The organism is Streptomyces sp. NPDC059695, from assembly GCF_042733785.1.
Classification (GTDB): Bacteria; Actinomycetota; Actinomycetes; order Streptomycetales; family Streptomycetaceae; genus Streptomyces.
In genome coordinates, this window is the sequence record NZ_JBHWFF010000021.1 from 97,541 (window position 1) to 111,589 (window position 14,049).

13 protein-coding genes are annotated in these 14,049 nt (G+C 75.6%); 12 read left to right on the forward strand and 1 reads right to left on the reverse strand.

Annotation, left to right across the window (positions count from 1 at the left end):
* Positions 1-18: 18 nt before the first annotated feature.
* The 12 genes from ACFV2S_RS25190 (at position 19) to ACFV2S_RS25245 (ending at position 12,959) form a co-directional block, all read left to right on the forward strand.
* Complete coding sequence (locus tag ACFV2S_RS25190) at positions 19-459, forward strand: phage tail protein (protein WP_352021032.1); 441 nt, start codon at positions 19-21, stop codon at positions 457-459.
* Complete coding sequence (locus ACFV2S_RS25195) at positions 456-983, forward strand: hypothetical protein (protein WP_385563256.1); 528 nt, start codon at positions 456-458, stop codon at positions 981-983. Before ACFV2S_RS25190 ends, ACFV2S_RS25195 begins: the two co-directional genes overlap by 4 nt.
* Positions 980-1,138, forward strand: a complete 159-nt coding sequence (locus tag ACFV2S_RS25200; RefSeq protein WP_352021034.1) for a DUF6760 family protein — start codon at positions 980-982, stop codon at positions 1,136-1,138. Before ACFV2S_RS25195 ends, ACFV2S_RS25200 begins: the two co-directional genes overlap by 4 nt.
* Positions 1,139-1,142: 4 nt before the next feature.
* Complete coding sequence (locus tag ACFV2S_RS25205) at positions 1,143-4,322, forward strand: hypothetical protein (protein ID WP_385563260.1); 3,180 nt, start codon at positions 1,143-1,145, stop codon at positions 4,320-4,322.
* A gap of 49 nt (positions 4,323-4,371) precedes the next feature.
* The gene (locus ACFV2S_RS25210; protein WP_383797984.1) at positions 4,372-4,797 is read left to right on the forward strand and encodes a phage tail protein; all 426 of its coding nucleotides are present in this window, start codon (positions 4,372-4,374) and stop codon (positions 4,795-4,797) included.
* A 146-nt stretch (positions 4,798-4,943) separates the two neighbouring features.
* Complete coding sequence (locus tag ACFV2S_RS25215; RefSeq protein WP_385563264.1) at positions 4,944-5,669, forward strand: LysM peptidoglycan-binding domain-containing protein; 726 nt, start codon at positions 4,944-4,946, stop codon at positions 5,667-5,669.
* Positions 5,666-7,483 carry a VgrG-related protein gene (locus ACFV2S_RS25220; RefSeq protein WP_385563268.1) on the forward strand — a complete coding sequence of 606 codons (1,818 nt, stop codon included), beginning with the start codon at positions 5,666-5,668 and terminating at the stop codon, positions 7,481-7,483. Before ACFV2S_RS25215 ends, ACFV2S_RS25220 begins: the two co-directional genes overlap by 4 nt.
* 57 nt (positions 7,484-7,540) lie before the next feature.
* A complete protein-coding gene (locus ACFV2S_RS25225; protein WP_383797993.1) occupies positions 7,541-7,858 on the forward strand; it encodes a PAAR domain-containing protein in 318 nt (105 codons plus the stop codon).
* Entirely contained in the window at positions 7,858-8,280 is a 423-nt protein-coding gene (locus ACFV2S_RS25230; RefSeq protein WP_383797996.1) for a GPW/gp25 family protein, read from the forward strand. The genes ACFV2S_RS25225 and ACFV2S_RS25230 overlap by 1 nt, the downstream gene beginning before the upstream one ends.
* On the forward strand, positions 8,280-10,247 hold the full coding sequence (locus tag ACFV2S_RS25235) for a putative baseplate assembly protein (RefSeq protein WP_385563273.1): 1,968 nt from the start codon (positions 8,280-8,282) through the stop codon (positions 10,245-10,247). The genes ACFV2S_RS25230 and ACFV2S_RS25235 overlap by 1 nt, the downstream gene beginning before the upstream one ends.
* A complete protein-coding gene (locus ACFV2S_RS25240) occupies positions 10,244-10,822 on the forward strand; it encodes a phage tail protein (protein WP_385563276.1) in 579 nt (192 codons plus the stop codon). Before ACFV2S_RS25235 ends, ACFV2S_RS25240 begins: the two co-directional genes overlap by 4 nt.
* Positions 10,815-12,959, forward strand: a complete 2,145-nt coding sequence (locus tag ACFV2S_RS25245) for an NADase-type glycan-binding domain-containing protein (protein WP_385563279.1) — start codon at positions 10,815-10,817, stop codon at positions 12,957-12,959. Before ACFV2S_RS25240 ends, ACFV2S_RS25245 begins: the two co-directional genes overlap by 8 nt.
* Before the next feature lie 492 nt (positions 12,960-13,451).
* Here ACFV2S_RS25245 and ACFV2S_RS25250 read toward each other — a convergent pair whose 3' ends face one another.
* Entirely contained in the window at positions 13,452-13,979 is a 528-nt protein-coding gene (locus ACFV2S_RS25250; protein WP_385563283.1) for a hypothetical protein, read from the reverse strand.
* Positions 13,980-14,049 lie beyond the last annotated feature (70 nt).

Here is a 14,049-nt window from a genome sequence, read left to right on the forward strand (position 1 = left end):
AAAGGTTGACAGACACACATGGCAACGGGCGATGCTCTTTCCACCCATGTCTTCGGCGTGCAGCTCGGGGGTTACCTGGTCGAGTCGATCCAGGAGATCAGCGGTTTCACCGTCGAGGAGGACGTCGTCGAGGTCAAGCAGGTGACCTCGGAGGGCAAGCAGATCATCCGCAAGCAGCCGGGCGCCCGGCAGGCGGGCGAGATCACGATCACCCGCGGGCTCGACCAGAGCAGCGAGTTCACGAAGTGGATCAAGGAGACCCTGAACAACGGGGCCGTGAACGCCGCTCGGCAGAACCTCACGATCGAGATCAAGGACACCGAGGGCAACACGATCCGCCGGATCCAGCTGATGCAGGGCTGGGCCTCCAAGTGGGAGGGGCCGTCCCTGAAGGCCGGCGAATCGTCCGCGGCCACCGAGACCGTGACGATCGTGTTCGAGGAGATCGTCGTCGAATGAGGCGTCGTACGGTCACGGCGGGCAATCTGGAGGAGTTCCTCCAGGCCACCGCACCCGCCCAGGCCACCGCACCCGCCCAGGCCGCGGCCGGAACCGGCGAACAGCCGGCGCCCGCCGCGGCCCCGGCGCCCGCTCCGCGCACGGCCGACCACGGGCTGCGCACCGAGTTCGAGTTCGAGCTGCCGCGCGGATACGTGGACGAGGCGGGCACCGTGCACCGGCACGGCGCCATGCGGCTGGCCACCGCCCGCGACGAACTGCGCCCGCAGATCGACCTGCGGGTCAAGGAGAACCCCGCGTACCTGAGCGTGGTCCTGCTCAGCCAGGTGATCACCCGGCTCGGCTCGATCACCGATGTGCACGTGGGGATCGTGGAGCGGATGTACGCGACGGACGTCGCGTTCCTCCAGGACTTCTACCGGCGCGTCAACAGCGAGGGCCACACCCGTGCCGCGGTGACCTGTCCGCACTGCGAGGGCGGCTTCGAGGTCGACCTCTCCGGTGGGCGCCTGGGGGAATCGTGACGTACGCCCTCCCCCGGCTCCGGGAGGAGATCGCGTACATCGCTTACCACTTCCACTGGCAGCGCGACGAGATCCTCGACCTGCCGCACCGCGAGCGGCAGGAGTGGGTCAGCGAGATCGCACGCATCAACACCCGTGTGAACGAAGGCGGTTGAGCACATGGTATGGCGGGACTGGCTGCGTCGGCGGCCCGTCGGGCCGGAGACCGCACCCGCCCCGCGGGCGACGGCCCCCGGCGCCACGACGGACGCCGTCCCTGGCCCGGGCGCGCCCGGCGGGTCCGGCGTGCCCGCGGACTGGGACGGCGGCTGGCGCGCCACCTCGCCGCCCCTGCTCACCGTCTCGCGCGCCCCGCTGGGCGTGAGCGACGGACTCGTCTTCCGGGACCGCCTGGCCGCGTGGCGCGATCCGTCCTTCGACAGGGGCCTCGCCCACGCCGTGCTGCCGTCCGCGCCGTCCGGCCTGCTCCGTGGGGTGGCCCGTGCCGCCGCCCCGGCCCCGGGCCCCACGGCACCGGGCGGCCCGCTCCTGCTGCGCGCGATCCGTCCGCAGGAGGCGGAGGCTCCGGCCGAGCCGACCGGACCGGCGGTGCCGGAGCGGGCCGTGGGAACGCGCACGACCGGCCCGGCGTACCGGTCCGGAGGGAGTTCGGGTCCCGGCCCGCGCACCACCGGCGCGCCGGTGGTGACCCCCGAGGCCGGGCGCCCGGGGCCGGTGGGCCCGGTCGTGAGCCGGGCCACCGCGCGTGACGCGGACGAGCCCGGAACGGTCGGACGCGCCCTCGCGGGCCGTACGACGCCGGGCGCACCGTCCGCCGCGACGGCCGGAGGCCCGGCCGGGGCGCCGGTGCGGCGGGCGCGGGCCGCGTCGGCGCCGGCCGGTGGCACCACCGGTGACGGAACCTCCGGCGCTTCCCGTGCCGGTGGCGGATCCGCCGCGTCGAGCCGCGCACAGGGCCCCACCGGAGGTACCGGCTCCGCCGCCGCCGGTGGTGCCGCCGGGCAACGGGCCCGCGCGTCCCGGGCGACCCCCGAGGGCGCCGGGGGGCGCGGCCGGGTCGCCGATGCCGAGGCGCCCACGCCACCCGTGCAGCGCGCCCCCCTGTCCGGTACGGGGCCGAACGCGAACGGCCCGGCCCGTACGACGACGACCACGGCGACGGGCGATACGGCGACGACCGGTACGGCCGGTGGCTCCGCGGCGGCGCCGCAGGGCTCCGGCGCGCCCGCCTCCACCGGGCCGACGGGTGGCGGCAACCCGTCCGCCGCTCCGGCGACTCGGGGGCTGGTGTCGCCGACGTCCCCTGCCGTGCTCGGCGCGGTGCAGCGCGCGGCCTCCGCGGAAGCGGGCCGGCCCGGGCCCGTGGCAGGACCGGCGCTGCCCGCGATCCCGCTGGTCCGCCGGATCGCGGTGCTGCCGGACTCCACGGCCGCGACCCCGGCCACGTCCGCCCCGGCCGCGTCCGCCCCCCGCGTGCGGACTCCCGCGCCACGGCCCGCGCAGAAGTCCGAAGCACCCGGTGCCGCTCCTCGCGCCGTCGTACGCCCCCGCGACGTCGGGCGGAACCTGACGGTCGCCGCCCGCGTGCCCGCCGTTCCCGGGCGACGGGTGAGCATCGTCCCGGACTCGGCGTCCACCCCGCCGGCCCCGCGCCCCGTGCAGCGCGCGGCGCACGGACCGGCCGCTGCCGACGACCGGGCACCGCTCGGCGCGACAGCTCCCGGAACGCCGTCGGACGCACGGACGACGACCGGATCCGGGCCCGCTCCGGCGGGAGCGGACGGTCCGGTCGGCCCCTCCGCACCGGTGATGCCCGTGCTCCAGCGCGCGACCGACGCGTCCCCCGGCAACCCGGTCGTACCGGCGCGGCCGTCCGGGAGTCCGGACGCCCCTCCGGCCGGTGTCGTGCCGTCCCAGCCCGTTCTCCGACGCGGCACCGGAGCCACGACGGATGGCCCGGCGGCGCCGGGCCGCCTCGGCATGCCGCTGAGCGAGGTTCCGGCCACGGCGATCCCGGCCCCGGGGATGCCGGTGCTCCGGCGCACGGCGGACCGGGCCGGCGAGGGTCCGGCCACGACCCCGGACCACCCGCGCGGGCCCCTCGCCCGCACGTCCGACGGGCCCGTCGACACCCCGGCCGCGCCCGACCGGCCCCTGCTCCGGCGCACCACGGACCGCTCGGCCGCCGCCGGCCGGAGCGAAGCGTCCGCTGCGGGGCTCGGCGCGCCGATGAGGCAACTGCCGCCCACGGCCCGGCTGCTCACCGACCGGCCGGGCGGCTCTCCGGCCCCGGTCCCTTCCACGCCCGGGATGCCGATGACGCAGCGCCGGGTCGACGCGGGGCAGGACAGCGCGAGCGCCCGGCTCGGTGGGCGACCGGACGTGACGCCGACGAGCGTGCCCCCGGGCGAGCGTTCCCCCGTCGCGCGGGGGTCGGCCACGTCCGGCGGCATCCCGGTCCCCGAAGGCGCCGCGCCTACTCCGGCAGCGTCCCCGGCCCCTTCTCCGCCCCGGCGTCCTGTCGGCCGCGTCGCTGCGACGGGCGCGGTGCCGCTCGTGATCGCCCGCCGGATCGCGGGCCTCGCCGACCGGTCCGGTCCGCCGGGGCCGCACGCGCTCGGCTCGCCGCGATCGCTCCGACTGCTCTCCGACCGGTCACTGACGACGGGTCTGGGCACGACCGGGCCCGGAACCCCGACGGCATCCGCCGCCCGGCCGGCCGCGTCTCGCCCGGTGGTCCCGGCCCGCTGGGCCCACGGGCCCGGTGCCACCGGCACGTCCGGGTCCTTCGGCGTGCCCGGCTCACCCGCCGTGCAGCGCGGTGCGCTCGCTCCGGTCCTTCCCGGGCGGGCTCCGGCGCCCGCTGCCTCCGCCGCGCCGCCCGAGGCGCGGCGGCCGGTTGGTCCGCTGCCCGTCGCCGGGCCGCAGGGGCCGGTCGTCGTCCAGCCGGCCCCGGCCGGTTCCGGTCCGGCGCCGCTGCCGCCGCTGCGCGGTGTGGTGCGGCCCGGCCCGCAGGCCGCCGCTCCCGTGGCCCCCACGGCGCCAGTGGCGAAGCCCCGCGGGCCGGCGCCCTCGCGGGGCGCAGCCGCGGTGCAGCGGGACGTCGCCGCCGTGCCCGCGCCCGGACCGGTGCAGCGGCGCAGCGGCGGCGACTCGACGTCCTCGTCGGTGTCGGCCCGGAACGGCCGGAACGGCGGCGCCGCCACGAACGACACCGCGGCCGACACCGACCTCGACGAACTGGCACGCAAGCTGATCGAGCCCGTCGCCCGGTTGCTCCGGGCCGAGCTGCGGCGAGGCCGGGAACGCGCGGGCCGGCCCTTCGACGGACGCCGTTGAGCAGCCGCCCCCGCACCCGCAGCACGCACGAGAAACGGACCACGGACCGATGACCGACAACATCTTCGCGACCAGCGTGTTCTTCCGGCTGGCGATCGGCGGCAACGACCTGGGCGCCTTCAACACCTGCTCGGGCATGGGCGCCGAGGTCGAGATGGAGAGCTACGCCGAGGGCGGCAACAACGGGTTCACCTGGCAGCTGCCGGGCCGGGTGACCTGGTCGAACATCACGCTGACCCGGCCGGTCACCGCCGACACGGCGAAGATCGGGCGCTGGCTGGACGAGACGCTCCGGAAGGTCGAGCCGAAGGACGGCGAGATCGTGGCGCTGCGGCCGGACCGGAGCCGGATCATCAGCTGGCAGGTGTTCGGGATCGTGCCCGTGCGCTGGCAGGGGCCGTCGTTCGACCCGTCGAACTCGGAGGCCGCGGTGGAGTCGCTGGAGATCGCGCACCAGGGCCTGCTCCCGAGCTGAGCCGGGCCCGGGCCCGCACACCTCGGCACCGTACGAAGCCCCCGCCACCGGTGCAGCCCCCGGCACCGTCCTCGTAACCGGCCCCCGTAACTGCCCCCCGTCACCGTCCCCGTCACCTCCCCGTCACCCCGGAAAGGAGTCCCGCCATGGCCGCATCGGCTCGCGCGAATCGCGCACGGGCGCAGCTCACCCTCAAGGAGCCCCCGGCCTCGGTCGGCGCCAAGCCCGGCGGGACGATCGCCAGGCTCGACCTGCAGTTCAACCCCTCGACGCTGCAACTCGGCAAGACGACCGAGTGGCGGCGCTCACCGTCCCGGATGGCCGGGCAGTCGGCGCTGCCCGAGTTCGTCGGAAGCGGGCCTCGCACACTCAGCCTCGACGTGTTCCTGGACGCCACCGCCAAGCACGACAACTCGGTGGAGCAGGCGGTGGAGAAGCTGATGAAGGCGTGCGTGCCGACCCCGGCGAGCCTCGGCCGCAAGAAGCCGGCCAGCCCGTGGGTGCGTTTCGAGTGGGGCAACGCGCGGACCACGTCGTTCGACGGGGTGCTGTCCAACCTCTCGGTGTCGTACACGCTGTTCGACGTGGACGGGAAGCCGCTCCGGGCGACGTGCTCGCTGTCCATCGAGGAGGCGAGCGTCGATCCGCCGGGCCAGAACCCGACCTCGGGCTCGCGCACCGCGCGCCGTACGCACACCGTGGTGGCGGGCGACAGCCTGGCGATGCTCGCGTGGCGCGAGTACGGGGACGCGACGGCCTGGCGGGCCATCGCGGAGGCGAACGGGATCGACGATCCGATGGCCCTGGTCCCCGGCACGGAACTCGTGGTGCCGGGGCTGAGGGACGCGGACGCCGAGGAGGAGGGCCGATGAGCGGGTTCGACAGCGGAGGGCGGTCCTTCGCGGCCGATCCGATCGTGGAGGCGCCGGGCGAGCTGCCGCCGGTCTGGGCCGCGCAGCTGGTGAGCTGCGTCGTCGACGAGAACGTGGGCCTGCCGGACACGGCGGTGCTGACCTTCCGCGACCCCGACCACGAGTTCCTCAGGACCACCGGGATCACGATCGGCACCCCGTTGAAGGTGTCGGTGGTGACCGCCAAGGGCCAGGCCCGGGAGCGCCTGTTCAACGGCGAGGTCACCGCCCTGGAGATCGACCGCGACCGTACGGGCTCGTTCACGGTGGTGCGGGCCTACTCCCGGGCGCACCGGCTGCAGCGCGGCCGGAAGGTGGTGGCGTTCCGCAACATGACGGCGTCCGCGATCGTCCGGAAGGTGGCCGCTTCGGCGGGCCTCGCGGTCGGCAGGGTGGAGGCGGCGCCGGTGACCTACAGGCAGCTGTCCCAGGCGAACGTGTCGGACTGGGAGTTCCTGCAGTACCTGGCGGGCGAGAGCGGCGCGCAGGTGCGGGTGGACGACAAGGGCGTACTGCAGTTCACGAAGCCGGTGAAGGCCTCGGGCGCGCCGGCGCCGTCGACCTCGGCCACCCGCAGTCCGATGGTCCTGGAGTACGGCCGGAACCTGCTGGCGCTGCGGGCCTCCCTGTCGGCGGGCGACGGCGCGGCGAAGGTACGGGTGCGGGGCTGGGACACCATGACCAAGCGTCCGCTGATGGCGGAGAAGCCGGCCGTCGTGAGCGACACCGTGGTGCCGGGGCTGCGTCCGCAGGCCGCCGCGGGATTCGGCGCACCGGTCGTGACCGTGGCGGACACCCCGTACCGTACGCAGGCGGAGACGCAGGCCGTGGCCGATGCGACGGCCGCGCAGATCAGCGCCGGCTTCGCGGAGCTGGAGGCGCTGGCCGAGGGCAACCCGATGCTGCGGGCGGGCAGGCCGGTGGCGCTCGGCAACGTCGGGCCGGCGTTCTCCGGGAAGTACACGGCGACGGCGGTGCAGCACGTCCTGGAGCCGCACGGCGGCTACCGCACGACCGTCTGGGTCAGCGCCAGCCCGGACCGGTCGCTGACCGGCCTGGTGACCGGCGCGAACGCGCCGGGCCGCGGGCCCCGGATGCCCGGTCTCGCGATCGGGATCGTGACGGACGTGCGCGAGCCGAACGGATCGCAGCGCGGCGCGGTCCGGCTCAGGTTCCCCTGGCTGGACGACACCTACGTCACCGACTGGGTGCGCACGGTGCAGTGGGGCGGCAAGGGCGGAGGCGGGGTGGTGAGCCCCGAGGTGAACGACGAGGTGCTGGTCGGCTTCGAACAGGGCCTGCTGGACAGCCCGTACGTGATCGGCGGACTCTACAACGGGGTCGACCAGCCCTCGCCGCACGACGTACCGCTGATCGACAAGGTCAGCGGCAAGGTCAACCGCCGTTCCGTGGTGTCGCGTTCGGGTCACCGGGTGGAGCTGCTCGACGCTCCGGCCCCCGGCCCGTCCGGGCTGCGGCTGGTGACCGGCGACGAGCGACTCGAGGTGCGCGTGGACGACCGGCGCGACCGGATCGTGCTCACCGTGTTCGCGGGCCGGAACCGTCCGCTGAGTTCGGTGGAACTCGGCAGGGACGGCATCACGCTCGACGCGCCGACCGGCACCGTGAAGGTGAACGGACGGCAGGTCGACATCAGCGGCAGCGCCGGGGTCAGCATCGACGGTCGGTCGGTCAAGGTGTCCGGCAAGACGGACGTCACGGTCGACGGCGGTCTGCTCGGGGTGCTCAAGGCCCGCCTCATCCGCATCAACTGACCACGCGTCATCAGTGGTCCGCACCCTCTTCCCTCCACCCACCCCAAGGAGCCTGTCATGCCAGCCGCGGCCCGTACCGGCGATCCCACCAACCACGGCGGCGCGATCGGCACCCCGCCGCCCGCCGTCGCCAGGAGCGTGGTCACGGTGCTGATCGGCGGGCGGCCGGCCGCCGTCACCGGCAGCCTGCACGTGTGCGTCGTACCGCCCCACGCGGCGCTCGGACCGGGCAACGTGATCATGCCCGACCCGGCGGCCGCCGCCGCCGGACCGGTCCTGATCGGCGGGCTGCCCGCCGCGCGGGCCCGGGACCGGACGACCTGCGGCGCGATGATCCTGACCGGTGCGCCCGACGTCCTGATCGGGGGCGTGTGATGAGCGAACGGTTCATCGGCCGCGGCTGGGGCTTCCCGCTGCGGGTGGGTCCGACCGGCGGCATCGCCCTGGTCGAGCGGGAACGGGAGCTGGAGGAGGCGATCCGGCTGATCCTCGGCACCGCGCCCGGCGAGCGCCCGATGCGCCCGGAGTTCGGCTGCGGCATCCACGAGTACGTGTTCGCGCCGGGCGGCGGCGACACCGCCGGGCGGGTCGCGCAGCAGGTCCGCGAGGCGCTGGAGCGGTGGGAGCCGCGGATCACGGTGGACGAGGTCGTCGTGGCCTTCGACTCCGTGGACGAGGGCACCCTCTACATCGACGTGCACTACACCGTGCGGAGCACCAACGACCGGCGCAACCTGGTCTTCCCCTTCTACACGATCCCCTCCGAGGAGGGGGCCGAGGAAATGGTCGCGGACTGATGGCCCTCCCCTCTCCCAACCTGGACGACCGACGGTTCCAGCAGCTCGTCGACGAGGCGAAGCGCTACGTGCAGCAGCGGGCGCCCGAGTGGACCGACCACAACGTGTCCGATCCCGGCGTCACGCTGATCGAGACCTTCGCCTATCTGGTGGACCAGCTGCTCTACCGGCTCAACCGGGTCCCGGACAAGAACTACCTCGCTTTCCTCGACCTGTTGGGCATCGAGCTGTTCCCGCCGTCGGCGGCCTCGGCCGAGGTCGACTTCTGGCTGTCGGCCCCGCAGCCCGAGCCGGTCTCGGTGCCGGCCGGCACCGAGGTGACGACCACGGCCGGTGACACGGACGAGGCCGTGGTCTTCGCGACCACGGGCGAGCTCCAGATCGTCCCCGCGGAGCTCACACGGCTGCTGACGGCGCCTCGGACCGGGGAGCAGACCGACCGGACCGGGGAGCTGGCCGAGCGGCGCGACATCCCGTGCTTCCAGGCGGTGCCCGAGCCGGGCGACGCGCTGCTGTTCGGCCTTTCGTCGGCGGTGCCCCGCTGTGTGGTCGTGGTGCGCCTGGACAGCCAGGTGCAGGGCGTGGGCGTCGACCCGCGCCAGCCGCCGCTGGTGTGGGAGGCGTGGGACGGCGGCCGCTGGCAGCGCTGCGAGACCGGCGAGGACTCCTCCGGCGGCCTCAACAGGCCGGGCGAGGTCGTCGTGCACGTGCCGGCCGGGCACCGCGCCTCGCTGATCGGCGGCACGCGCGCGGGCTGGCTGCGCTGCCGGGTGACCGAGGCGGAGCCGGGCCAGCCGTTCTACTCGGAGTCCCCGACCGTGCGCGAGGCCTCGGTCTTCACGATCGGCGGCACCATGACCGTCGAGCACGCCGAGACGGTCACGGACATGCCGCTCGGCACCTCGGAGGGCGTGGCCGGCCAGCGGTTCCGGGTGGGCCGTCCGCCGGTGCTGCTCGACGGCGGGCCGCCGATCGTGGAGGTGTCCTCCGGCGACGGCTGGCAGCGCTGGGACCTGGTGGAACACTTCGGGCGCTCCGGCCCCGAGGACCGGCACGTCCGCGTGGACGCCAGTACGGGCGAGTTCGCCTTCCCGCCGGCGCTGCGCGAGCCGGACGGGACCCTGGGCGCGCGCGGCGCCGTACCGCCCAAGGGCGCGCACATCCGGGTCGCCCGCTACCGCACCGGCGGCGGCCCGGCCGGGAACGTCGCGCGCGGCGCGATCTCCGTGCTGCGCAGCTCCGTCCCGTACGTGGCCCGGGTCGACAACCGGGAGGCGGCGCGCGGCGGCGTCGCCGGGGAGACCCTCGACAACGCCAGGCTGCGGGCGCCGGAGGCGCTGCGCATGCAGGAACGCGCGGTGACCGCCGAGGACCACGAGATCATCGCCCGGCAGGCGGCGCCGTCGCTGGCCAGGGTGCGCTGTCTGCCCCCCGTCGGCGGGGCGGGCGCTGGGGGCGCGGTGCGGGTGCTGGTGGTGCCGGACGCCGTCGCCGACGAGGGCGACCGGCTCCGCTTCGACCAGCTCATCCCGTCCGAGCAGATGCTCGGCTCGATCACCCGCGCCCTCGACGAGCGGAGGCTCATCGGCACCCGGCTGGTCGTGGAACCACCGGTCTACCAGGGCGTCACGGTGGTGGCCCGGCTCTCCGCGCCCGCCGCCGACGCCGACCGGGTCCGGGACGCGGCGCTGGCGGCGCTGTTCCGCCACCTCAACCCGCTGCACGGCGGGCCGCAGGGCAAGGGGTGGCCCTTCGGCCGGCCGGTGCAGTACGGGGAGCTGTTCGGCGTGCTCCAGCGGGCCGTCGGGGACGTCCTGGTGGAGGAGATCCGGATGTTCGCCGCCGACCCGATCACCGGCCGGCGCGGCGCGCCGGCCGAGCGGATCGACCTCGGTTCCGGCGCGCTGGTCTTCTCGTACCAGCACCAGGTGGTCGTGACCCCCACGGATCCGGAGGGCCGGGCATGAGCCGGGCGGCCGTCCCCGGCCTGCCCAGCCGCTACCCGATCGGCGGGCAACTGCCCGCGCTGTACCACGAGGACGACTTCGCGCAGCGGTTCACCGCCGGTCTCGACACGGTTCTCGCGCCGGTGTACGCGACGCTCGACAACCTGGCCGGCTACTTCGACCCCCGGCTCGCGCCGCCCGACTTCGTGGCGTGGCTGTCGGGCTGGGTCGGCGGCTTCGACGACCCGGCCCGGCCGCTGGAGCTCCGCCGGGAGGCGGTGGCCCGTGCGGTCGAACTGCACCGCATGCGCGGCACCCGGCGCGGCCTGACCGAGGCGCTGCGCCTCGTCCTCGGCGTCTCGGCCGACGTCAGCGGCGACGGCGGCGCCACCTGGTCCACCACGGCGGGCGGCGCCCCGCCGCCGCCGGACGTGGACACGGTGCTCGTACGGGTCTGGCCGGGCCGCACGGCCGAGGTCGACGCCGACCGCGTCGAGGCCCTCGTCCGAACCCTGTGCCCGGTCCACACGGCGTGCCGTGTGGAGGTCCTCCCGGGCCCGCCTGCCGATCTCGAAAGGAGCGACCCGCATGCGTGACTGTCCCGTGTGCGGGGCGTCGAACGCCCCGACGGAAGACTTCTGCCACAACTGCGGCTCCTATCTGGGCTGGTCGGACGAGGCGCCGAGGCCGGGCCGCGGCGCCACCGCGTCCGGCGGCCCGAACCCGTTGGACACGCTGGACGAGCCGGGGGACCCGGCGAGCCCGGCGGAACCCGGCGGCGGTGCGCCGCCCTCGGCAGGGGCGGAGGCGGCGGCGGCTCGGGGCGGAGCCGCCGAGCCGCCCGGCACGGCCCGGACAGCGCCGCGCACCTCGGCCGAGAGCGGGGACGGACGTACGGCGGCGCCGCCGGGGACCGGAGCGGGCGCACCCGCGGAGCCGGGCGTGCCGGAGCCCGGACGCCCGCTGAGTGGTCCCGGGCGGCAGGACGCCGACGGGTCCGCGAGGACCGGCGGACCCGCGACCGGGGCGTCGGCGGGCGCGGCGGCGGGGCCCGGCACCGGTGTGCCGACAGGACCCGCGGGGCTTCCGCCGCACGCGCCGGCCGCCGGCGGACCGGCGGCCGACACCCCGAGCACGGCGCCACCCTCCGCCGACCGGACGGCGGCCGCGCCGTCCCCGGCCGCGCCGTTCAACACGCCGCCGTCCACCGCGCCGTCCACCGCCCCGCCGTCCCAGGCCGTGCCGGGGCCGGGCTTGCCACCAGGGGGCGCACCACACGCGCCCCCGGCCGGGCAGGCGGGCACCGGCGCCGTCGGGAGCGCGGCGCAGACGGGCACCGGCGCCGTCGGGAGCGCGGCCGGCACGCCGTCGACCGGCCGGCCCGGCGGCACGCCGCCGCACGGGGCACCGGTCGAGTCCGCCACGCCGGACCAAGGGGTCCCGGCGCCGCCGCGACCGCCCGGCCTCGCGTACGGCCCCCGCCCCGACGACGACGTCGCCGGGCCCGCGCCCGATTCCGCCGCCGACGCCCCGGAGCCCGGCGGCTCCCGCCACCCGCGCCGCCGGGACGCCGGGCCCGAGCCCGCTTCCGAAGCCGGGCGGGAGAACACCGAGATGGCCCGGGAGGGGGCCGGCTGGCTGCGGCAGGCGGCGCAGCGGGTCGGGCTGATACCCGATCTGCCGACGGTCACGCCGCCGCGCCTGCCGTCGGTACCCGGCCTGCCGCCGACGCCCCCGGGCGACCCGCGCGCGGACCGGGGAGAGGACGAGAACCACGGATCGCGGCAGGCCGACGACGACGATGTCGTCGAGTCCTCGTCCTCGTCCGCGGCCCCGTCCACGCGCCCGGAGTCGCAGCCCCGCGCCGCCGACCCCCCGGCCCCGGTGCGCCCCGGCGCGCCGACGCCTCCGCCGCGCCCCCGGAGCCCCGCGTCGCCACCGGCGCCGGTCGGGGGATCGCCCGGGCCGGTGCTGCCCGCGAAGGCGGTGGCCGCGCGGCCGGTCGTGCGCCAGGCACCGGTGGACGAGGACGCGGTGGGTGCGCCGTGTCCGGCCTGCGGGACGCCGAACGCGCCCGGGCGGAACTTCTGCCGCAGGTGCGCCGCGCCGCTGACGTCGGCGACGGCCCCGGAACGGCTGCCGTGGTGGCGGACGGTCTGGCCGTTCCGGCGGCGGGTCCGCAGTGGTTCGGGACGGTTCGCCCGGTTCCTGACCGTGCTCGTCGTGGTCCTCGCCCTGTGCGCGGGAGGCTTCCTGCTGCTGCCGGCCGGACGGGCCCTCATCGAGGACACCCGGGACAAGCTGGGCAAGGCGAAGCCGGTGACGGCGACCGGCGTGCGCGCGAGTGCCGAACTGCCGGGCCACGAGGCGACCGAGACGACCGACGGACTGAGCAACCGCTACTGGGGCGCTCCGCGTTCGGGTGCCTCCGTCACGTACCGCTTCGCGAAGCCGTTCCGGATGGTCGATGTGATCGTCACCAACGGCGCCTCGGCCGATCCGGAGGCGTACGCGTCACAGGGCCGGGCGCTGCGCATCGAGATGGAGGTGACCTCGAAGGACGGCGAGGTGGTGCGCAAGACGCTGAACCTCAGCGACAAGCCGGGCCCGCAGACCTTCCCGACCGGGATCAGCGACGTCCTCACGGTCCGGCTGGCGCTCGAATCGCCCGTCGGGCTGACGGGCGGACGGCATCTGGCGGTGTCGGAGGTGGAGTTCTTCCAGCGCGGCTGAACCGCGCCCCTGGAGCGAAGACGGCTTCCTTGCCGAACTTCGCCGGAGGATCGAACGCCGTGGCCTTCGCCTTCGGCTCCGCCGAGGCCGGAGGCTCGGCACCGGCGGAGGCGCCCGGGACCCCGGCGTCCGCCCCGGACGTGCCGTCTGAACAGCCCGCCAGACCGGTCAGCGCGGCCGCGAGCGCCAGATGCATGACGTGCCGGTGGGTCGCTCGCACAGTGATCTCCTCCGTTGGGGCAACTCCGGTGCAGCCTGGTGTCGTTGTCCTCGCGGCGCGCTCGCTCAACTTGCTCACCCAGGACGGGCCGCGGGGCGCGTGCTCGCGCAGCAACGCCCACCGACGCACGCGAAGCTCCTGGCAGAAGCGGGTGGTCTTGGTCGAGAACCCGTCTGCCAGGAGCTTCGTCGTTGCGGATGCGGGCCCAGCTCACGGTCGGCACCGTCGGCTCGGAAAGGGCTCGGTACCCGGGAGAAAGGGCCCGCGGTGAGCTACGCCTGAACGGCGGGATCGATCGCTCTCACCACGTGACCGTCCGTGCTCCCGCCCGTGCACGTCCAGACCGGGGTCTCGTGGACGTAGTCCACGTGCAGACCGCGGCCGTGCTCGCCGCACACGGGCCAGGTCACGCGGTGGTGGCTCATGACGAATTCCTGCACCCCTTCCGCCACGGCGCACAGAACCTCCGCCGCATCGGGTGTGGAGACCTCCGCCGACTTGATGCGGACCACGCCGACCGGTCCCTGGTCCGGGTCCCGCGTGTAGCTGATGTAGTCGTAGTCGTCGCCGGTGGTCGCTTTCCCGGTGTCCTGCTCCGCCGATCTGGTGACCGTCTCGAACGCCGATCTCGCCATGGAGAAGGTGCGCGCGGTCCAGGAGTCACAGAACTCCGATTCCGAGATCTCCCCACGCTCGCCGTACAGCTCGGCCATCCACGTCCGTACCTCCTCGGGGAGCTGCTCCCCGTGCCACCAGACCGCTCTCAGCATCCGGTCCCGCCAGTCCGGGAGATTCGACATCGTTCCTGCCTTCCGAGGGAAACGAAGCCGGGGGAGGAGTGGCTGCCCACTCCTCCCCCGGCGGTGATCA